The 21,296-nt window shown below is 45.4% G+C and carries 16 protein-coding genes and 2 pseudogenes; 6 read left to right on the forward strand and 12 right to left on the reverse strand.

Features of this window, described 5'->3' with window-relative positions:
• Positions 1-140 precede the first annotated feature (140 nt).
• Both MJ764_RS03895 and MJ764_RS03900 read left to right on the forward strand, forming a co-directional pair.
• Positions 141-2,024 carry an autotransporter assembly complex protein TamA gene (locus tag MJ764_RS03895; RefSeq protein WP_239324808.1) on the forward strand — a complete coding sequence of 628 codons (1,884 nt, stop codon included), beginning with the start codon at positions 141-143 and terminating at the stop codon, positions 2,022-2,024.
• Positions 2,024-5,923, forward strand: a complete 3,900-nt coding sequence (locus MJ764_RS03900; RefSeq protein ID WP_239324810.1) for a translocation/assembly module TamB domain-containing protein — start codon at positions 2,024-2,026, stop codon at positions 5,921-5,923. The genes MJ764_RS03895 and MJ764_RS03900 overlap by 1 nt, the downstream gene beginning before the upstream one ends.
• 774 nt (positions 5,924-6,697) lie before the next feature.
• On the opposite strand, the gene MJ764_RS03905 is transcribed toward MJ764_RS03900, so the two are convergent.
• Positions 6,698-7,117 carry a DoxX family protein gene (locus MJ764_RS03905; RefSeq protein WP_239324812.1) on the reverse strand — a complete coding sequence of 140 codons (420 nt, stop codon included), beginning with the start codon at positions 7,115-7,117 and terminating at the stop codon, positions 6,698-6,700.
• A gap of 113 nt (positions 7,118-7,230) precedes the next feature.
• Here MJ764_RS03905 and MJ764_RS03910 point away from each other — a divergent pair, with 113 nt between their 5' ends.
• Both MJ764_RS03910 and MJ764_RS03915 read left to right on the forward strand, forming a co-directional pair.
• Positions 7,231-8,088 carry a LysR family transcriptional regulator gene (locus tag MJ764_RS03910; RefSeq protein ID WP_239324814.1) on the forward strand — a complete coding sequence of 286 codons (858 nt, stop codon included), beginning with the start codon at positions 7,231-7,233 and terminating at the stop codon, positions 8,086-8,088.
• A 31-nt stretch (positions 8,089-8,119) separates the two neighbouring features.
• Positions 8,120-9,388: a glycerate kinase type-2 family protein gene (locus MJ764_RS03915; RefSeq protein ID WP_239324816.1), complete on the forward strand. Its 1,269-nt coding sequence runs from the start codon at positions 8,120-8,122 to the stop codon at positions 9,386-9,388.
• Between the two features lie 484 nt (positions 9,389-9,872).
• On the opposite strand, the pseudogene MJ764_RS03920 reads toward MJ764_RS03915, so the two are convergent.
• A pseudogene (locus tag MJ764_RS03920) lies at positions 9,873-10,094 on the reverse strand (transposase); the annotation flags it as partial.
• Between the two features lie 82 nt (positions 10,095-10,176).
• Here MJ764_RS03920 and MJ764_RS11590 point away from each other — a divergent pair.
• Positions 10,177-10,290 (forward strand): annotated as a pseudogene (locus MJ764_RS11590) (IS3 family transposase); the annotation flags it as partial.
• 163 nt (positions 10,291-10,453) lie between these two features.
• Here MJ764_RS11590 and MJ764_RS03925 read toward each other — a convergent pair.
• The 7 genes from MJ764_RS03925 to glnE form a co-directional block, all read right to left on the reverse strand.
• A complete protein-coding gene (locus tag MJ764_RS03925) occupies positions 10,454-11,524 on the reverse strand; it encodes an acyltransferase family protein (protein ID WP_239324819.1) in 1,071 nt (356 codons plus the stop codon).
• Between the two features lie 359 nt (positions 11,525-11,883).
• Positions 11,884-12,156 carry an HNH endonuclease gene (locus MJ764_RS03930; RefSeq protein ID WP_239324820.1) on the reverse strand — a complete coding sequence of 91 codons (273 nt, stop codon included), beginning with the start codon at positions 12,154-12,156 and terminating at the stop codon, positions 11,884-11,886.
• Between the two features lie 63 nt (positions 12,157-12,219).
• Positions 12,220-12,468 (reverse strand): hypothetical protein, encoded by a 249-nt coding sequence (locus MJ764_RS03935; protein WP_239324821.1) that lies wholly within the window; start codon positions 12,466-12,468, stop codon positions 12,220-12,222.
• 627 nt (positions 12,469-13,095) lie between these two features.
• The gene (locus MJ764_RS03940; RefSeq protein ID WP_239324822.1) at positions 13,096-13,572 is read right to left on the reverse strand and encodes a GNAT family N-acetyltransferase; all 477 of its coding nucleotides are present in this window, start codon (positions 13,570-13,572) and stop codon (positions 13,096-13,098) included.
• A gap of 10 nt (positions 13,573-13,582) precedes the next feature.
• Positions 13,583-14,248, reverse strand: a complete 666-nt coding sequence (locus tag MJ764_RS03945) for a histidinol-phosphatase (protein ID WP_239324823.1) — start codon at positions 14,246-14,248, stop codon at positions 13,583-13,585.
• Positions 14,245-14,913 carry a DnaA regulatory inactivator Hda gene (gene hda, locus MJ764_RS03950; protein ID WP_239324824.1) on the reverse strand — a complete coding sequence of 223 codons (669 nt, stop codon included), beginning with the start codon at positions 14,911-14,913 and terminating at the stop codon, positions 14,245-14,247. The genes MJ764_RS03945 and hda overlap by 4 nt, the downstream gene beginning before the upstream one ends.
• A 146-nt stretch (positions 14,914-15,059) precedes the next feature.
• The gene (glnE, locus tag MJ764_RS03955) at positions 15,060-17,753 is read right to left on the reverse strand and encodes a bifunctional [glutamate--ammonia ligase]-adenylyl-L-tyrosine phosphorylase/[glutamate--ammonia-ligase] adenylyltransferase (protein ID WP_239324825.1); all 2,694 of its coding nucleotides are present in this window, start codon (positions 17,751-17,753) and stop codon (positions 15,060-15,062) included.
• On the opposite strand from glnE, the gene MJ764_RS11425 reads away from it, so the two are divergent.
• On the forward strand, positions 17,752-17,877 hold the full coding sequence (locus MJ764_RS11425) for a hypothetical protein (RefSeq protein WP_275415238.1): 126 nt from the start codon (positions 17,752-17,754) through the stop codon (positions 17,875-17,877). The genes glnE and MJ764_RS11425 overlap by 2 nt on opposite strands.
• A gap of 85 nt (positions 17,878-17,962) precedes the next feature.
• Here the strand turns inward: MJ764_RS11425 and MJ764_RS03960 are convergent, their stop codons facing one another.
• The 3 genes from MJ764_RS03960 to ung all read right to left on the reverse strand — a co-directional run bounded on the left by MJ764_RS03960 (position 17,963) and on the right by ung (position 21,285).
• Positions 17,963-18,442 carry an FKBP-type peptidyl-prolyl cis-trans isomerase gene (locus tag MJ764_RS03960; RefSeq protein WP_100113764.1) on the reverse strand — a complete coding sequence of 160 codons (480 nt, stop codon included), beginning with the start codon at positions 18,440-18,442 and terminating at the stop codon, positions 17,963-17,965.
• Between the two features lie 94 nt (positions 18,443-18,536).
• Complete coding sequence (gene rep / locus MJ764_RS03965; RefSeq protein ID WP_239324826.1) at positions 18,537-20,537, reverse strand: DNA helicase Rep; 2,001 nt, start codon at positions 20,535-20,537, stop codon at positions 18,537-18,539.
• An 88-nt stretch (positions 20,538-20,625) separates the two neighbouring features.
• Positions 20,626-21,285 (reverse strand): uracil-DNA glycosylase, encoded by a 660-nt coding sequence (gene ung, locus MJ764_RS03970; protein WP_239324827.1) that lies wholly within the window; start codon positions 21,283-21,285, stop codon positions 20,626-20,628.
• Between the last annotated feature and the right edge of the window lie 11 nt (positions 21,286-21,296).

Here is a 21,296-nt window from a genome sequence, read left to right on the forward strand (position 1 = left end):
TAATCTGCAAATAGCACCGTTTCAGATATAGGTTTAGCAACTATTTTCGCGCTACAATAACAAAATAACTTTGCTACACCCACCTGACATATATTTTATCCTTTTAAAAGTAACAACTTTATAACCATTCAGGATCAATCTTGGCATACTTCACGCAGAAACGCTTGCACTGGTTGCTATTGAGCACGTTACTGTCTTCCCTTACCTCGCTGGTATGGGCAGCCAGCCTGCCAGCGGATAGTGATGATATAGATGACGATATTCCACCACCTAAAACCGGATTGCTGCACAGACTGCTGCATGGCCGAGAACATCGTGAAGAAAAAAAAATCCAGCCACCGAAAACGCCGCGGGTTCCCATCATCATTGATATAGATAATGCAACTCTACACAAACTGATTAATGACCATTTGCCACTGATTACCCAACAACTAATTGAAGACCTGGATGACGAACAACTCAGCTTTCTGGCCGAAGAAGCACCGGAACAGACACAAACCATGCTTGAAACCGAAGGCTATTTCAATGCCAGAGTAAATGTGGAAAAACAGGCCAATGGCTACATTATCCATATCGAAACTGGCCCCCGTACCCACATTGAAAATGTGGATATTTCCCTGACTGGTAATGTTACTGCTGATGACAGTTTGACCAATTACTACAAAAGCGCCATTGACAACTGGGTACTGCCAGTAGGTGACCCATTTACCCAGAGCAACTGGTCGGCAAGTAAATCATCCGTACTTACCGCCATAGTGCGCAAAAAATACCCACTGGCAACCATCAGTGCCAGCCGGGCTACCATTGACCCGCAAAGAAATCAGGCCGAACTGTCGCTCACGGTAGACAGCAAACAGCCCATCTATTTTGGTGATATTCAAGTTAGCGGTAATGAGCGTTATCCCGTTACCGTCATTACCGGCATGGCCAGTTTCAGCCCGGGTTCACCCTATGATCTGGATAAATTGCTCGACTATCAGCAGGCACTGGAACAGGATAGTCATTACGGCAATGCTGTTGTCAGCGCAGACTTTGATCATATGGAAAACGACCATGTGCCAGTGCTGGTAAAAGTAAGCGAAATGCAGCGCCAGAAACTCACCTTTGGTTTACGCTACGATACCAAAAACGGCCCGGGTTTCCGCGGTGGCTATGACCACTATAATGTTTTTCATAAAGGCTTTGTTGGCTCCACCCTGTTCGATACCGACCGTTACGAAACCACTTTCGGCATCGGCCTGAGCCAGCCACGTAATAACCGCGGCCACTACTGGACCAGCAATCTCAACTATACCTACTCTACCGTACAACACCTTCAAAGCCGCGCCTTATCCAGCGGTTTCTGGAAAGTACGCGACCGGGACGGAATAGACTCCCGTGTTGGCGTTGAGTATGTTACCGAAAGCAGCAAAATTGAAAACGGCCCTGACCTCGGGCACAACTACGCCACCATGCTTACCGCCTCGTGGAAACGGCAGAATATCGAAACTCAGCTGCGTCCGGCCAATGGCTATTATCTGGAAGGTAAAATCGGCACCACCATGGGTAAACTGCTGTCATCAGCATCCATGCAGCGGGTAACTGCCAGTGGCGGCTACTATTTCACGCCAGAAAACAAAAAATACGGCACTTGGGTATTGCGCAGCCAAATTGGCTATGTACATACCGGTGATACAGTGAATGTACCCTCTATCCTAATGTTTCGCGCCGGTGGTGCCAACAGCGTACGCGGCTATGAAATGGACAGCATCGGTATCAACAGCTCACAAAACTCAGTTTTACCCGACCGCACACTGGCTGTAGCCAGCGTTGAATACCAGATTCCCGTGTATAAAGATTTTGCACTGGCTCTGTTTCACGATGCCGGTTCTGTCTCAAAAAATTTCAGTGATATGCAATGGCGTCATGGTAGCGGTTTCGGCGTACGCTGGTTTAGCCCTGTCGCCCCATTTGCATTTGACATTGCCTATGGCCATCATGATAAAAAATGGCGCTGGTCTATCAGTTTGGGAACCAAATTCTAATGACTGAAACCACACTCAATTCAGGCGAATCATCAGCCACCACTACTGCGCCCGTACCGCCACGCAAACCACGCTGGAAAAACCGGCTGAAAGCCAGCCTGTATTCCCTGCTTGGTTTACTCATCCTGATCATCGCCATATTATGCTGGCTGGCTGGTACCGAATCAGGTTTACGTTTCAGCGTTCATACCATCCCAAAATGGTTTGGCGTGCATATCAGTACGGACAAGCTGACAGGCACCATCTGGCGTGGTTTTGCCGGCAACGACATTCGCGTCAGCCATCGCGATTTTGACTTATCTATTGCTAAAATTCAGTTCAACTGGAACCACCGCGAACTATGGCAACGACGCCTCCATGTACAGCTACTGGACATAGGTAAAATCAACTATATCAATCACAGCGTACCCCAATCCAAGCACAAACCTATTTCCACCTTGCCCAACAGCATCAGCCTGCCACTACAGATTAATATTGATAAGCTTCAGCTTGGCGGCTTTACCCTTGGCAAAAATCAAACGCCGATTATACTCGCCAGTCAGGCCAGCTATATTTATGATCATCGCAAACACCAGCTTGTCCTCAATGAGCTGAATACCCCGTGGCAAAACCTTCAGGGCACAGTAAGCATCGCTACCCAGACACCGTTTGCCCTGAGCGGACGACTTAACGGCAACGGCACCCTTGATAAAACCGCAGTTGAAAGTGCAGCCCTCATCAAGGGCAGCCTACAACAGCCCGACCTCTTTGCCCGTCTGGATGGTGGCAATATCCACTTTCGTACCCATGCCATCCTCAAACCCTATGCTCTGCAACTAAACCACAAAATCGTCAGCATCAACCTGCAAAGCCGCCATCTTAATCCGGCAGCTTTTAGCAACAGCCTACCCTTTGCCGACCTCAATCTCAATCTGGACCTGAATCTGGCGCCAGTCAATGACAGCAAAAACCAGCTTACGGGTCATATCAAACTCGGCAATGAACAACCCCGTGCCTATAATGGTGCCAAAATCACTGGGCTACCCATTCGCAGCATCGACGGTGACATCAATATCGACAGTAATGGCAAACTAATATTACCTGCCCTAACCACACGCCTGCTGCAACAGGGACAAATCATCACCCGTGGCAGTATCGACAGCACAGCCAGACAGCTCGACATCAACAGCGAATTGTTACGCATCTACGCCGGTGATGCGCTCACCACACCGCTATCAGGCTCACTCAATGGCCATATTCGCGTTTTCGGCAACTTTAATGGTTTAACCACTCAATGGCTGCTGGCCAGCGAAAAAGGCAATAGCGACGGTGCCATCCAGATTATTACCGATGAACAGAAACATCAGCAAACCCTGATACTCGACAAACTGAACCTGACACCAAATGGCGGTGGCAGCTTCACAGCCAAAGGCAGTCTGGCACTGTATCAGAACAAAGCTTTACAACTTATCATCAACAGCAACAACTTCAATCCAGCCAAAGTCAATGCCAGCTTTCCCAACGGCAGCATTAACGGCCACATTAAAATTAACGGTCAACTGGCACAACAACCAGCCATTCAGGCAGACATGCTATGGCATAACAGCATACTTTCCGGTGCAGCACTTTCTGGCAAAGCCACCATCCGTTACCGCAACCAGCATCTGGAACAGGCCAACATCAACCTTATTGCCGGTCAGAACCGGATTGTCACCAATGGCAGCTTCGGCAAAGCCAGCGACAAGCTTAATCTCGACATCAATGCACCCAATCTGGGACTATTCGGCTTTGGCATGAAAGGCCTGCTCAACACCAAAGGCTTTATTGCCGGCGAACCGAAAAAAATCACGGCCAATTTAAACGGCGCAGCACGCAACCTGCAAATCGGTCAGCTACTCAACATCAATCAACTGGATTTCAAAATCATTGGTTCTCCAGACATCAATCAGCCCCTGCTGGTAAACATGATTGCCGACCACATCAACATCGCCGGCAGTGATGGCAGCAAACCCACCGTAATCAACAACACCGACATCAAAATCAATGGCCGCGGCAGCCAGCATCAATTACAGGGCAGCAGCAATCTGTCTCTGGATGGTAAGCCCTATCACCTGAATATCAATGCTCATGGCGGTCTGGATAAAAACTACCAGTGGCGTGGACGGGTTAACGCTCTGGATATCAGCGGCGTCCTCAATCTGAAGCTGCTCAGCCCCATCCAGCTCGAAGCCGGAACCCAGCGCGTAAACATGCAGAATGCACATTGGGCAGCACTGGGTGGCAACCTTAACCTGAACACTCTCAACTGGGACAAAAACAAAGGCCTGACTACCCGGGGAACTGCCAGCAATCTGGCCTTGCGCGAACTGCACAACGTCATCGAATTACCCGTCCAACAGAATCTGGTCATAGGTGGCGACTGGAACTTCAGCTATAGCCACAATATGCAAGGCTATCTGAAACTCTATCAACAGGGCGGCGACATCACCCTGCCCCAGCACCAGCAAAAACTTGGCTTACAAAACGTACGGCTGGATACCCAGTTTCAGAATACCCATATCAATAACCACCTGAACGGCCTTACCCGTTATGGCACTACCGATGCCGTACTGGTTATTACCCCTAACAGCGGCAAAATCAGCACCGCACCCATCAGCGGACACATCAAAATCGACAGCCCCGACCTCAGCACCACCCGCAACCTGCTGCCCATCGGCATGCAGCTTAAAGGCAATATGCATGCTGATGCCACCATCAGCGGCCACCTGAATGAACCCCTGCTCAATGGCAACCTCATCGGCGACAACCTTTACTACCGCGATCAGGCCAACGGTACCATCCTCGAAAACGGCAGCCTCAGAAGCCATTTTCAGGGACGGCGCTGGCTAATTGACAGCCTCAGCTTTGCCCGCCGCGATGGCACCATCAAACTTAACGGCGTTGTTGACATGACCAAACTCACACCTGATATCAACGTTACCGCCCACCTTGACCATTACAACATCCTCGACCAAATAAACCGCCGCCTCACCCTCAGCGGTGACGCCCAACTACTCTATACCATTGCCCATGGCATCGTTTTAAATGGCAAACTCAAAGTAGATAAAGGCCTCTTTGGCATGCAGAAATCTGGTATGCCCCAACTGGACGACGACGTTGTCGTACTCGGTCGCGAAAAAACAGCCAAACAGCAGCGTGCTACCCCCGTCCGTCTCAACCTCGATTTAGACATGAATAACGCCTTCCGCTTCAGCGGCGAAGGCATAGACGTCCTGCTTGGCGGTCAGCTTACCGCCACCGCCAACCCCGGCAGCACCATCCAGATTGTCGGTACCGTAAACGTAGTTCGCGGCCAGTACAAAGCTTATGGTCAGTATCTGGTCATTCAGCATGGCAGCACCATCTCCTTTGTCGGCCCGATGGATAATCCCAACCTGAAAATTCGTGCCAAACGCCGTTATTCACAGGTAGGTGCCGGCGTTGAAGCACTGGGTCGCCTCGACAGCCCGCGTATTAACCTCATAGCCAACGAACCCATGAGCGAAAAAGACAAACTGTCATGGCTGATACTGAACCGCCCCAGCAGCGGCAGTGCCGGCGACGAAGCAGCCATTGCTGCCGCCGCCAGCGCCTGGCTGGCCGGTGGCCTGAACGACAAACTCGGCCTGCTTGACGAAGTCGGTATCACCAGCCAGCAAACCCGCAACAGCCAGACAGGCGAAATGAATCCGGCAGAACAAGCCATTACCATCGGTAAACATCTGACCAACAACCTGTATATCAGCTATCTGTATGGTATTGAAAGTGCCACCCAGACAGTTAGCATTACCTACCAGATCAGCCGCGCCCTGCAAAGCATCATACATGTAGGTACCGAATCAGCTGGTGGTGAAATCCGTTATACCCGCCGTTTTGATTAAATTACATCACCAACCAGAGTTTTCAGAGTGTAGAACCAGCATATTTTTTTAACATAGGCACAAGCACTCTGAAAACTTTATATCGGGCTTAATCTGTTCGGGACTGATGAATTAAATTAAGATAAATAAATAATCTATACCCACATTGGCTACTTAACTTTCTATAACATCCGCGCAAATTACAAATATCAGAATCTATTTTTGTACATACTGCACATCTGGCTTTATTATTTTTACTCAGCATTAGGCATATTTTAATTGTCGCAACAATACAGATATCAGCAATTTACAGATTCATAGCCGAATTTACTGGTAAAAATAATAAAATTTATAATCATCAGCACAACCAAATACACAAAAATAATTTAATTGCATATTCATTCGATTTTTTTATCCTTATCATCCTTTTAATATAAGATTAAAATTCGAATTATTTTATTAAGCAACAAACAACAATGTAAGCTAAACCATTATTTTCAACCAAAGCATTACAATGCAATATGGATATTATTTTTAGCATAAATTATAAATTTAGAGTTACTTTAATTTCATCAATATCAAAATCACACCGCTGATAAACACAGAATAATTACCCATAATTAATATAAAACCATCACCAATACCTGACAGTTTTTTCAAAACCGACATAACTCCACCAGCACTGCGCCTACCCGGCCGATCTTTTTGTCTAAAAGCACAGTTCCAGCAGGTATGTCAGTTACATACCTGCTCCTATATCCACCCGAAAATCAATTACCGATGCCAATCTAAAAATTATTTACGCCGGTTATCCAGTGCCAAACAGCCACCACCTGCCACAGACAGATACAGAAAAATAAAGCAGTATAATACCGCCATCTCTCCCTTATTCAATTGTGGCATAAGCAAAGTATGGATACCGGCAGACGGCATATGAATAAACAGGTACGCCACTGCCATCTGGCCACAGAGAATAAAAGCCGTAGGCCGCACAAACAGACCAAGTAACAATAAAACACCACCAATTAACTCCAACACACCTGCCGCCCCCATCATCGAGAATAACGGCACCGCACCATGTCCATCAGTCATCGATAGTGGCCATTGCCAGAATTTCGCCGTGGCATGCTGAATATACAAAAACCCTGTAACCAGACGCAGTAAACCTAGTGCATAGCCAGCACCCTTAGCATAAATTTTTTGTGCATTAATCATGGTAATCCCTTCTCTTTGTCCATAAAAAAGAAAACGGACGGTAGTGTATTGAATTTACCATTGAGAAACGATATCATTTTTATAGAATAATTATTTCCTGTAAAGAAACATAAATGGACACATTACAAAGCATGTGGGTTTTCCGTAATGTAGTAGAATTAGGCAGCTTTACCAAAGCAGCTGAATTCATGGATATTTCCACTGCAATGGCCAGCAAGCACCTGCATCATCTGGAAAAAAGCATCCAGGCCAAACTACTCAACCGCACCAGCCGCCGCATCAGCCTTACCGAAGCCGGGCAAGAATACTATCACCGCTGTGTAGAAGCACTTGATACGCTTACCGAAGCCAAACACATTGCTCAGGCTGGTACAGTCAAACCACAGGGGGTGCTTAAAATTACCGCTCCCAACTGGTGTGCCTCACATCATTTCGGCGAACTGATGGCCGAATACCAACGGCAATATCCGAATGTAAGTTTATCCATCTATCTTGACAGCCGGCGTACGGATTTAGTGGCCGAAGGCATCGATCTGGCACTGCGCGTTACCAATCATCCCGAACCAAACCTGATTGTCAAACCCATTACCAAAATTGATTTTTTATGGGTAGCCAGCCCGCAATATCTGCACCAGCACGGAATACCGCACACCATAGCCGATCTGAAACAGCACTATGGCCTGTTACCACAGTATGTCCATCTTGATTTGCCCCTTATGCCTGCTTGCACCAGCAACAGCGCCCTGCTATTACATCAGATGGCACTCAACCATATGGGACTGGCCTACCTGCCCGAATGGATGATAAAAGAAGATATCGAACACCAGCGCTTACAAGCCGTTGACCACTTCGCCTGTCCCCAAAGCCATACCCTGTATGCCGCCTATATGAACCGCGAATTTCTCAGTGCCAAAGTACGCAGCTTTATCGACTTTCTGGCCATGAAATTTGCAACCGACCAAAACCACTAAAATTCAGCCAAACAGCCATAGGGGAAACTGCATGCTCAACCACACCAACGCCATCAGCTTTTTGCAGCAACTGTTTCATTACACCGTCAAAGAAGCCAGCCCGACTAATAAAATGAGCGCGTGGCTGCCAGCACAAAAACCCCGTGGACGGGTAGTTGTCGTGGGGGCAGGCAAAGCAGCAGCAGCCATGGCCGCTGAATGGGAAAGAATCTGGCCACAGGATTATCCGCCACTATCCGGCGTGGTTGTTACCCGTTACGGCCATAGCGTACCAACAAAGCATATCAAAGTACTGGAAGCCAGCCACCCCCTGCCGGACTCTGCGGGACAGGCAGCCGCTCAGGCCTTACTCAATGCTGTAAGCGGGTTAAATGCAGATGATCAGGTATATTATCTGGTATCAGGTGGTGCCTCAGCCCTGACTACCCTGCCGGTAGCGGGTATCACACTGGCCGACAAACAATGCATCAACCGCCAGTTGCTCAGCCACGGCGTCCCCATAGAAGCCATGAATACCCTGCGCAAACATCTGTCGCGCATCAAGGGTGGTCGGCTGGCAGAAGCTGCTGCGCCAGCACACATCACCACACTGGCCATTTCCGATGTAGTCGGCGACGATATCAGCACCATCGGTTCCGGCGCCGCAGTAGCTGATCCAACCACACTGGCCGACATTGAACATATCGTAAACCAGTATCAGCTTAACCTGCCTGCCAGCGTCACCACCTATTTGCACACGGCCAAAGCAGAAACACCTAAACAACTCCCCAACAGTAGTGCACATATCATCATTACCCCGCATCAGGCTTTCAGCGCCGCGCAAAACTGGGCACAAAATCAAAACATCGATGTACTTTATCTGGGCGACCGTATTGGTGGCGAGGCACGGGAAGTTGCTCAGGTCATGGCCGGAATTGCCCTGTTTCAGCGTCATCAGCGCCAGAACAGCAAACCACTGTTAATTCTCAGTGGCGGAGAAACCACCGTTACCCTGAATCAGCAACAGGGATGCGGCGGCCGTAACAGCGAATTTCTGCTGGCACTGGCTATTGCCCTGAATGGTGCCGATAACATATACGCCCTGGCCGCAGACACCGACGGCATTGATGGCAGCGAAGACAACGCCGGCGCATGGCTTACCCCAGACAGCCTGCTCAAAGCACAGCAGGCCGGACTGTGCGCTACTACTATGCTCCAGCAACACCGTGCTTACGACTTCTTTGCCTCAACAGAACAACTACTGCTGACCGCCCCCACCCGCACCAATATCAACGATTTTCGAGCCATACTGGTGCTATAACAAAACCGAATTACAACAGAAATTAGCCTGCTCAGACTTAATTCATAAACAGTTAATATAAATCACAGATTTATATATACAACCGCCAATATAAATAATTTCGTATTTACGATGAGGCCGTAAAAATTATGAAAAATAACGCTCTTATTCGTATTATTTCTTTTAGGGGCATGTGCTCAAAAGATTACTTTTAGTTGTGATAGTTTGCCTACTACTATTGTGGGAATAGCCATATTATGCCGAACTTAAAATCTTTACTGAAGCAAGTAAGTTAAGATTGATATCTGCCGTTGTGAAGTGTCCTATATTAATCGTTGCAGGTACGCATAAAAATGATTTAGTTGATTATAATCATTTAACTATAAAGGATATTCTTTAAATTACAGAAGATATTACAGTTACAATTCGATGTAAAACAGCACCAACCCTTGCCCAAGTTTAACGTACCTGAGTGAGCATTAGCGCTTTTTATAATTTCTTTCTAAAGCTTTGATTTTAAACTTAACTTAGCAAACATCTGTTTAAACTTGCGATTTTCAGACTCGAGTTATTTTAAGCGTTTTATATATGAACTTTCCATACTGCCATATTTTTCTTGCCATTTATAAAAAGTAGAGTTTCCCATATCGTATTTACGGCAAAGCTCTTTAACAGAAATGCCTGCTTCAGCTTCTTTTAATATCGATACAACTTGGTGTTCAGTCATCTTTTCATGAGTAAATCCTCTTTTACTTTTATCATAGAGAATTTTCTACTTTCCTGCTGTACTATTTTAGGATGTGGTTACAAAAACACATATTATTCATGACTGTTACTATAAAACTAGGAAGCTGGCTAATAAAGCACTATTTGAATATATTGAAATCTATTATAGTCGAATACGCCGTCATTTAGCCAATGGCTGAGTATCACCTGAACAATATGAATAACAATATTACCAAAATGATAAAATGATAGAGGTAGGCACTATCTAATATTTTGGCGATGATCAACTGTTGCGGATAAAAAAGGTAAGCCAATAACCAAATAAAACGAATAGAATACAGCTCTGTTGAGAGCGAGTATTTAAAATTTCAGAATTTTTGCCTTTAATTTATCTCCAATAGGCTTTATTAAATAAGCTAAAACATAACAAAGAAAAACAATCACAACATAGAAATAAAAAAACTGAAATCTATTGAATTCATGAAACTGTATCTTTGATACCAGGTAACCTATTAATTGATGATGTAGCAAAAACGCCACAAATGAATATTCTGATAAAAATAATATGATTTTTTTAACTGCGTTTGGGATTGTTATATTTTCATACAAACAAGAAATTATGACATAAGTCATTGCCCACATACTAATTCCCCACATGTTATATGCCATGTAGTGATTTTCAATAAATGTAATAACAATTACGATATATAGTAATGCTACAAATGCCACAAAGAAATTTGCTGTTTTGTTTTTCAATAATAATAGATCAATAACCATCGTGCCTAGTAAAATTTCTGGTAGTCTGGAGATAGGGTTCCAAAATGGATCTTTATTCCACAGAAAAAAATGCTCAATTATGTAAGGAGTATTTTGAATGGCAATAAAAGATGAAATAATAATGATCGTGGTAGCAATATAAATATTTTTATTTTTTAACCAAAAAACGAACGGAAATAATATATATACAAGAAGTATAAAGCCTGTGAACCATTCTCCAATTAAATAATAAGTATTTGGAACGGTTGAATTTAAGTATCCATCTAAAGCTAAAAATGTTATTAGTAATCTAACAGGGTCATTTCCTAGACAAACAGTTGAGAATGACAAAAATAAAAAAACAGCAACAAAAATATAACAAATCCAGAAATAGGGATAAATATTCGCAATTCTCTTTTTTATATAAATTTTTAAATCAAATTTATTTTTTGTTGAGATGTATAGTGAAGCACCTGATGTAATAATAAAAAAAGCAACACCAATCCCACCCAAATAATATTTATGGAAGTAAGGATAATCAACACCATTTTGAGACAACTCGCCAACAAAATGACTTGCAACAATCATCAAAAAACTTATTGCACGAATGAAATCAATGGAATCAATTCTGGTGCTGGGGGAATTTAATTTCTTATTAATAGCTAAATTAGACATAATAAAAATAAAAACTGCGTATTATGATTGAAAGTCTAACGCATTAACAAAACACTATCAACCTTAAACTATAAATACAAAATCTGACTTTAAAAAATTTACATCATTAAAGCAAAAAATAGAGGGAATAAAACATAAAAATTATGTATTGTCGTTTATTAAATTAAACGGTAAGGAATAAGCTGAATATATTACTTATTTAGTGGCATTCACTCACCAAGAGCTTGAATACTTAATGTTATTCAACGCCATATTGGGAAAATTAAATCAATAAATATAATTGGTTTTCCTAAAATATTTTTTGATAATTTAGTTGATATATATTGCTTGTTTATTCTACAAACAAATTTTTTCCAGAATTAGAAATTTGTATTTAATAAGTGCTGACGATTGCGGGCAATTGCAGTTAATTTCTTAATATCATTTTCATCTTGCACAATATGCATCTTTCGATGGCAATTAGGACATAGGGCTACTATATTATCTAATGAATCTGCGCCGTTTTGCGATAGCCATATTACATGATGACATTCCAAATAAGGTTGTTGGTCTTTATTAGCAAAAGGTGCAGGCTGTTCACATAAGTCACAATAACCTTGAGCTTGGCGCTTTACATATTCTACTAACTCCATACTGCGCCGATAGCGCGGTGTTTTCACTGTTATTTTATTAGCCTATTTAAATTCTTGCGTTTGTTATTGAATCCTAGCTACTAGTCTTTTATCTGATAAGCGCTTTAATGCTGATAATTTATCACTTTCATGATGGTTTATCATTTCAACGGGTAAGCCACCTTGCTTCAATCGCAGTGGAAAAATATAAACTTGGCGCCATTGGTTACTCACATCTAATTGTTGAGCAATATAAGGCTCACCAGCTTTGAGCATTTCACCTATATATGTATATTCATGTTCTTTTAATACTTCAAAATAGTGTACTTGCACACCATTATTCTCAATATTAGCTAAAGTTTTATTTTGGGCAAATTCCTAAGACTGATTACCCGATTGCCCCATACCAGTGTAATGTAAAATATCATCTTCCCATACATCGTTATATACAGATTCGAGATGATTAGTAATGAGCACTAATGTGTTTGTTTTATTTGATTTACGCATCCCACCTTGTGGTGAACAGAGAAATAATTCGCACATCTGCTTATTATTTAAAATAGTGCCTTGAGCCAAAGTAATCATAAATCTTTATTATTTGCATAAAACATCAATTGTTAATACTTTAAAATAGTTTATTTAAAATGCCAACACGATGATTGCGATGTGATATACAACTGGATGTTTAATTTCAATCTTTTGATAATGGCTACGGCAAGTATGGCAGAAATGCTGAATTTTTCTGGCAATTTGAATAAATATGCTGCTAGGAGGATTGTGGTACTGTATGGCCGAAATCAGGCAACATGCACTTGCTATTAGCCTATATCATGCGAGTACCATAAAACAATAATGCATTCAGGCTAAAAAGCAGCCAGTGTATCCGTTTGACAGATATACTGGCTTTTTTGCCGCATACCGGCGTGATTCACAACTATTTATGCAGCTATGTTCCGAATATTACAGGACTAGTTCCATCTGGATATTCACTCGGTTAAATGAGCTGGGATGACCGGTGATTTCTTTAAAGCCAGCTTTCTGGTACAGATGAATGGCCGGTTTCAGGCTGGTATGGCTTTCTATATACAGTTTTTTCGCGCCCTGCTCTCGCGCTTTGGCTATCACAGCCTCTATTAGCTGTGAACCAATGTGCTTGCCCTGAGCTTCTGGTGCCACAGCCAATTTGGCCAATTCAAAATCGTAGGGATCACCATCCAATTTTACCAGCGCGCATACGCCTACGGGCTTTCCATTATCCAGTGCAACCAGTATGTAGCCACCTTTTTCAATAATGGCCTGTCTGGGATTATCCAGTAGCTGATAATCGCTGTCTTCCATTTCAAAGTATTTGGCTATCCATGCTGCATTTAAATCCCGAAAAGCAGACTGATAGCGGTCGTTATAATCGACAATCTGCATTTTTTCTGTTGCGCTCATGCTGCATCCTTTACATGAAATTGAGTATCGGCCAACCATGGCGGCGCGCATATAGCGCCAGTTTTTCATCAGGATTAACGGCCACTGGGTCGGTTACTTCTTTCAGTAGTGGCAGATCGTTGTGCGAATCACTGTAGAAATACACTTTGGTAAAATCGCTCAGCCGCTGCCCGCGCTGTGCCAGCCATTGTTGCAAGCGGGTAACTTTGCCCTCTTTAAAGCTGGGCGTGCCAATATAGCGTCCGGTGTAATTACCTGCTGCATCCGTTTCTAACTGTACCCCGATAATATTCTGAATACCAAATGTTTTTGCAATCGGGGCGATAATAAATTCATTGGTGGCGGATAACAGCAACATTTCATCGCCGGCATCACGATGCCCCTGTACCAGCATTTTCGCCATGGTAGAAATATGCGGTACGATAAAGTCGCGCATGTATTCGGCATGCATTTCATCCAGTTCGGCACGGCTGAAACGTGCCAGTGGGGCAAGCTGAAATTGCAGAAATTCATCTATATCCAAACAGCCATTAAGGTAATCCTGATAGAACTTGTCGTTTTTCATATCGACAATTGATTGGTCTACCAATCCTTTTTGCAGCAGATATTTCGGCCATTCATTATCCGAATCACAATTAATCAGAGTGTTATCAAGGTCAAAAATAGCCAGATTCATGCATGTTCCTGTTGTTTGAGTAGCTGGCGCAGTAATGTGAGAGTGATGCGTCGTCCCTGCGCCAGTGAGTAGTCATTCAGGGTATTGAGCATCAGAAGCAGACTGTCCAGATCGCGCCGCCAGTGAGCAAGCAGGTAGCGGATAACTTCGGCATCCACTGGTATCTGCCGCGCATGTGCCATGCCTACCAGAGCATTGAATTTTTCATCATCGCTTAATGGCTTGATTTCGTACACCAGACAAAAGGCCATGCGTGTACGTAAATCTTCACGAATCATGAGCTGCTGGGGCGGAATGGCTGAGCTCAGAAGTAAATTACCGTGACGGCTATTACGAAAATGGTTGAAAAGAGAAAATAGTTGCTGCTGCTCGGTGGCACTAAGTAATTCAATCTGGTCTACGGCAACGCAGTCGAGGTCAAACAGCCAGTAGCCAAGGCCTTCTCTGGCGGCATCAACATATTCAGCTTTCAGCCCGCGCGACTGCGCCTGTGCCACCCATGCTTTGAGCAAATGGCTTTTACCGCTGCCGGCCTCCCCCCAGACAAAAATAAACGGGTCGGCCTGCTGCTGTAATACGTAAATCAATTCTGCATTGGTATGGCCAAGAAATTTATCAAATCCGGGATAGCTGCGATCATCAAAGTCAAATATCAGTTGGTTCACTACGGTAGACCAGTTTGAAAAGGTAGTGCGGCCTTTGATTGTACGCTGTCTGCTTTGTTTATTTCAAGCAGCACAATGGAGTAATTCTGCTGAGGAATAAGGATTTTATGTCTGTCAGTATTGTTTGGGCAGATGCAGAGAAATACTCATTCAGTCGGCGCAGCGGCAAATACTTGTGTCCATAGCTGCTTCACTACCTGATAATGCGCCAGTAAAGTGGCATCTATGAGGGGAGTGACGGCATCGCGCAGGCGGGTATTATGCTGTTGCTGACGATAATAGCGGTAGGCAATACGACTGCCTTCGGCCAGACTGCTGTCTACCAGCCCTAGTTCGGCTGCGATGCTGAGCAAGGCGATATTGCCGTAATTCTGTAATAACTGCGGGTACTGATGTGCGTAGGCCAGTATCAGATACTGCACGATGAATTCGACATCCACGACGCCACCACGGGCATATTTCACATTACTGTCTACGGGCGGATGAGTAGAAAACATTTTTTCGCGCATGGCAATGATTTCAGTGCGCAACTCATCAATATCACGCTGGCGGCACAAGATTTCGTTACGCACTGCATCAAAGCGGGTACCCACTGCTCCGTCTCCGCCAATAAAACGCGCCCGGGTTAAGGCCTGATGCTCCCATATCCATGCACTTTCGCGTTGATAGCGTTCAAATGCCTGTATATGAGTAACAGTAAAACCTGAATCGCCGTTCGGGCGCAGGCGTAAATCAATATCATAGAGCATACCAGCACCAGTAGGTACAGTAAGCCAGCTAGTCAAACGGCGTGCCAGACGGGTATAGATATCGATAGCATCCGGGTGGTCATCGGCAAAAATATAAACCAGATCCAAATCAGAGGTATAGCCTAGCTCTTTGCCACCCAGTTTGCCATAGCCAATCACGGCAAAATGAGGAGTATCAGTGTGCCGGCGCGGCAATTGTGCCCACACTCTTGCCAGTGCGTTTTCAATGATTAAATCGGCCAGTGCAGAAAGCTGGTCAGATAATGCTTCCACCGTCCACAAACCCGCCAAATCCTGCACAGCCAGACGGAAAGTCCACGCATGCTGAAACCGGCGCAACACATCCATTTGTGTTTCAACATCCCCATGGCAGTCATCAAGTAAACGTACCAGTTCCTGTGCATGTGCTGCCCAATCGGTATCTATGCGCATTAATTCATTACTGAGCAGTTCATCCAGCAACACCGGATGCTGTTGTAAATAGGTAGCCACCCAGCTACTCTGGCTCATCAGTCCGGCCAGTTTTTCCAGCGTTTCTGGGTGCTCATGCATAAAAGCCAGATAGGAGCTGCGCCGGCCTATGGCCTCAAGAAAATCCAGTAAGCGGGTTAAGGTGGCATCGGGCTGGGGATATTTGGCCGCCACACTAAGTACGGATGGTATCATTTCATCAAAACGCTGTTGCGCTGCGGGCGATAGCTGTCGGTACTGGCTGCCATGATGTAGCTGTTGCAGACGCGGCACTACCTTTTTAGCATCAAATCCGTACGTTGCCAGCAGGGCTGTTTTTTCTTCACAGTCGCTTTCATCCTGCCATACGCGTACCATATCCGGGTTTTGCGGCTTGGCTTTATCGTCCGGATCAAGAAATATGGCATTAAAAATCTGATTTACGTCCTCTCTGTGCTGATTCAGTGCAGCCAGATAATCGGCATAATCATCATAATCCATACTCTGTGCCAGCATTTGCTGTTGTTCTGCGCCTGTGGGCAGCATCTGGGTTTGCTGGTCATCCCAGTATTGTAAGCGGTGCTCGGTATCACGCAGAAAATGGTAGGCTTGCAGCAAGGTATCCACGTTATCCTGTTGCAGCATGCCTTGCTGTAACAGTGTTTGCAGGGTTTCCTGTGTACCTTTCAGTTGCAGGCTGCGTACTTGTCCGCCACGTATCAACTGGAAAATCTGTGCGACAAATTCCACTTCGCGGATGCCGCCAGCGCCAAGTTTGATATTATCGGCCATGCCCTTACGGGTAACTTCGCGCTGAATCTGCTGATGCAGGCTGCGCATGGCATCGTAGGCATTAAAATCCAGATATTTACGGTACACAAACGGCCGTACCAGTGCGGCTATATTATTCGGATAATCAGTAATCAGGCGCGCTTTTGTCCATGCATAGCGCTCCCATTCCCGCCCGTGCTGAATCAGATACTGTTCCAGTGCCGTTTCATTAATCACCAGTGCTCCGGCATCACCATCAGGACGCAGCCGCATGTCAACGCGAAAAACTTGCCCGTCGCCAGTAATATCATTTAACAGAGCGATGATTTTCTGACCAACTTTGGTAAAAAATTCCTGATTGCTTTTCTGTCGTTTGCCATTGGTGTCACCAGCTTCGGGAAAAACAAAAATCAAATCAATATCAGAAGAAACATTCAGTTCATAACCACCCATCTTGCCCATACCCACTACACTGAGGCGCTGTGGCATGGCACTGTGATCACCAATCGGTTCGCCATACAGGCCTGCATAATAGGCATGCGCATACTGCTCGGCAACATTGATAGCAAAATCAGCCAGATGGGTAATGGTGGTGGTAACTTCAGCCAAATCACTCACGCGCGCCAAATCCCGCGCCATAATATGTGCCATTACATAACGACGCAGCAGGCGTAACTGCCGTGCCAGTTCGGCCTCATTTTCGCTAAGCTGTAATTGCGTCCAATCAGCAAAATCATGAAAATCATCTGCTGTCAGACGCCGTTGCAGCCATGGATAAAGCTTATCCTGATCAAGTAAATGATTATCCAGTAAACGACTAAGAAATAGTGAATATGGGCGGGCAGTGGCGAGAATTTGTGCGGGAGTCATGATGCTATCAATAAGAAAATTAACGCATGGTTACATCATACCGTCTGGTTCTGGCGCTGTGAACCGGCAGCCAAAATACAATCGTTTTCTGTCTGCCCGCGCAACACTGGCCAGCGCCAGTTAACAGGTAAAAATAAAGGGAATATTCAGCCCTGAGCAAATATTCCCTTTAATTGTGCGGTACAGCCACTACGTGGCTGTATCAGTCATTAGTGGTGATGGTCGTGCGCGCCATGCACATGGCCATGTTCCAGCTCTTCAGCAGTAGCTGGACGAATGTCTTTCACCGTTGCGATAAAGCGAATGCGCTGGCCTGCCAATGGATGATTACCATCCACCACTGCTTTGCCATCGGCCACATCGGTAATGCGATATACCATTACCTCACCAGTTTCCGGGTCGTCAGCTTCAAACATCATGCCCACTTCCACTTCAACCGGAAAAACATCCAGCGGTTCAATGCGAATCAAATCTTCTTCCTGTTCACCAAATGCATCATCCGGTGCCAGTGTTACATCCACTACATCGCCTACTTCTTTGTCATGTAACTGTTCTTCCACCAGTGGAAAAATACCATCATAACCACCATGCAAATAGCTAATCGGTTCTTCAGTTTTGTCTATTAGCTGGTTATCAGCATTAAACATTTCATAATCCAGCATCACAACAGAGTTTTTGGCGATTTTCATAACATTTTTCCATAATAAACTGCATTCGCAGCAAACAGTGTCTAGTTTAACATGGAACAGGCAAAGCCACATGCCGCAGCCGTAAAGTGCGCCATCAGGATTGCAGACTATTCAGCCGTGCCATCATACTGGCCAGAATACTTTTGCCTTCCGACTGGCTAACAATGGGTTCACTGCCCTTGCGTCCGAGTAAACGAATGTCTTCAGCCGGCATCTCGTCGATAAAACGGCTAGGCTCATGAAACTCCCATGAACCGGCACGTTTGCGTTTATGACAATGAGTCAGCGTCAGGGTTTGCCGTGCCCGGGTAATACCCACATACATCAGCCGGCGTTCTTCATCAATATTGCCTTCTTCCACACTGTCGGCATGGGGGAAAACACCTTCTTCGCAGCCCACCAGAAATACATGCGGATATTCCAGTCCTTTGGAAGCATGCAGCGTTGACATGCTTACCATATCCGCATCTTCATCTTCTTTGCCCTCGAGCAATGTCATCAGTGCAATCGTCTGGGCTATTTCAAGGATATTTTTGCCGTCTTCTTCGCCTTTTTTGCCTATCCAGCCAAGCAAATCCCGAACATTGCACCATTTAATTTCTCCGGCACGCCCTTCTTCGGTATTGAGCAGATGTGCCTCATAAGCAATATCAGAAAGCAGATTGTGCAGCAGGCTAGCGGCAGCTTCTGTACTGGCACGTGCCTGATAATCGGACAGCATAGCCATAAACTGCTGTAAAGGTTCGCGGCTTTTTGGCGACAGTTCCACTAAAGCATCCATACTGCGTGCGGCTTCAAACAGACTGCATTGTGCCACTTTGGCATAATTATTCAGTTTGGCCAGCGTGGTTTCGCCTACTCCTCGCCGTGGTGTCGTCACTGCGCGTAAAAATGCCGGATCATCATCAGGATTGGCCAGCAAACGCACATAAGCGAGCACATCCTTGATTTCAGCCTTATCAAAAAAACTTTGTCCCCCGGAAAGCCGGTACGGGATACGCCGGCTGCGCAAGGCTTCTTCAAATACCCTTGCCTGATGATTACCTCGATACAAAATAGCAAAATCCCGGTAATGCACCGCATCACCACCAACCAGCTTCTGATGAGCAATCCGGCTTACCACCAAATCAGCTTCATGGCTTTCATTTTTACAGGCAATCACATCAATCATGTCGCCAAGGCCATATTCACTCCACAAGGTTTTGGCAAACAGCTTGGGATTATGCGCAATAACCTGATTGGCAACCCGTAATATGCGTGCTGTAGAGCGGTAGTTCTGCTCCAGCTTAATAATTTTCAAATCCGGATAATCCTGCTGTAGCAGACGCAGGTTTTCCATATTGGCGCCACGCCACGCATAGATACTCTGGTCATCATCGCCTACGGCGGTGAATTTACCCTCCGCGCCAGTAAGCAGACGCATTAAAGCATACTGGCAGGTATTGGTATCCTGACATTCATCCACCAGCAAATAACGCAAACGTAATTGCCATTTATAGCGAATATCTGCCTCTGATTGCAACAGCTCAACCGGAATGCGGATTAAATCATCAAAATCCACCGCCTGATAACTGGTCAGGGTATCCTGATAGGAAGCGTATAACTGCCCGATCTGATGTGTCCACGGGTCTTCTGCCTGCTGAATAATTGCTTCAGGTGTGAGTAGGCTGTTTTTCCACAGTGAAATCTGGTGTTGCGCTTTGAATACCATTTCCCGGCCACTACTGCCCAGTAACTCGCTGATAATTTTGCCCGCATCGGCGCTGTCCAGAATGGAAAACTGTTTTTTATATCCGGCGGCCGCCGCTTCTTCGCGCAGAAAGCGCATCCCCAGTGAATGAAAGGTACATATGGTTAAACCACGTGTCTGCGGTTTGCGCAATAAATGCCCCACCCGCTCTTGCATTTCACGTGCTGCTTTATTGGTAAAAGTGATAGCGGCAATCTGCTGTGGTGGATAATTTGCCTGAGTAATCAGATAAGCAATTTTCTCGGTGATAACACGCGTTTTGCCGCTGCCAGCACCAGCCAGTACCAAGAGTGGTCCAGCAAGATAATGAATGGCTTCGTGTTGTTGCGGGTTTAAATTTAACATGGTTTTAATGATGCTTTCCAGCAAGGCAGAACAAGGTTATGTACCTGAAAACCGTAGCTACGGCATGCTGGCCGATAAGCAGCATGCTTTATAGCTGCCAGTCGATCGGAGTCATGCTGTGCTCTTGCAGGTATGCATTGGCTTTGGAAAAATGCTTGCAGCCAAAAAAACCCCGATAAGCTGATAAAGGCGAGGGATGTGGTGCAGACAATACCAGATGCTTATGGCGGTCGATCATGGCACCTTTTTTCTGTGCATGACTACCCCACAGCATAAACACCACATGCTCACGCTCGGCATTCAGCACAGCAATTACCCGATCAGTAAAAGTTTCCCAGCCCAGTTCTGCATGTGAATGAGCCTGTCCGGCGCGCACGGTTAAAACAGTATTCAGCAGTAGTACCCCCTGTTCTGCCCAAGGCTGCAAATAACCATGCTGTGGAATATGAAAGCCGGGAATATCATCCGCCAGCTCTTTATAGATATTGACTAATGAAGGTGGAATGGCAATACCCTGCCGTACGGAAAAAGATAAGCCATGTGCCTGTTGCGGGCCATGATAGGGGTCCTGACCAAGAATCACCACCTTAACCTGAGCAAACTCAGTTGCCTTGAATGCGTTGAACACATCCTGAGCAGGCGGATAAATTACCTTGCCGGCCAATCTTTCCGCACGTACTACTTCAAGAATATGCTGAAAATATGGTTGCTGTTTCTCTGCACCAATTGCCTGATGCCATGTCTGCATTAGCACTCCCC

Origin of the sequence: Snodgrassella gandavensis, assembly GCF_914768025.1 — a bacterium.
GTDB classification, from domain to species: Bacteria; Pseudomonadota; Gammaproteobacteria; order Burkholderiales; family Neisseriaceae; genus Snodgrassella; species Snodgrassella gandavensis.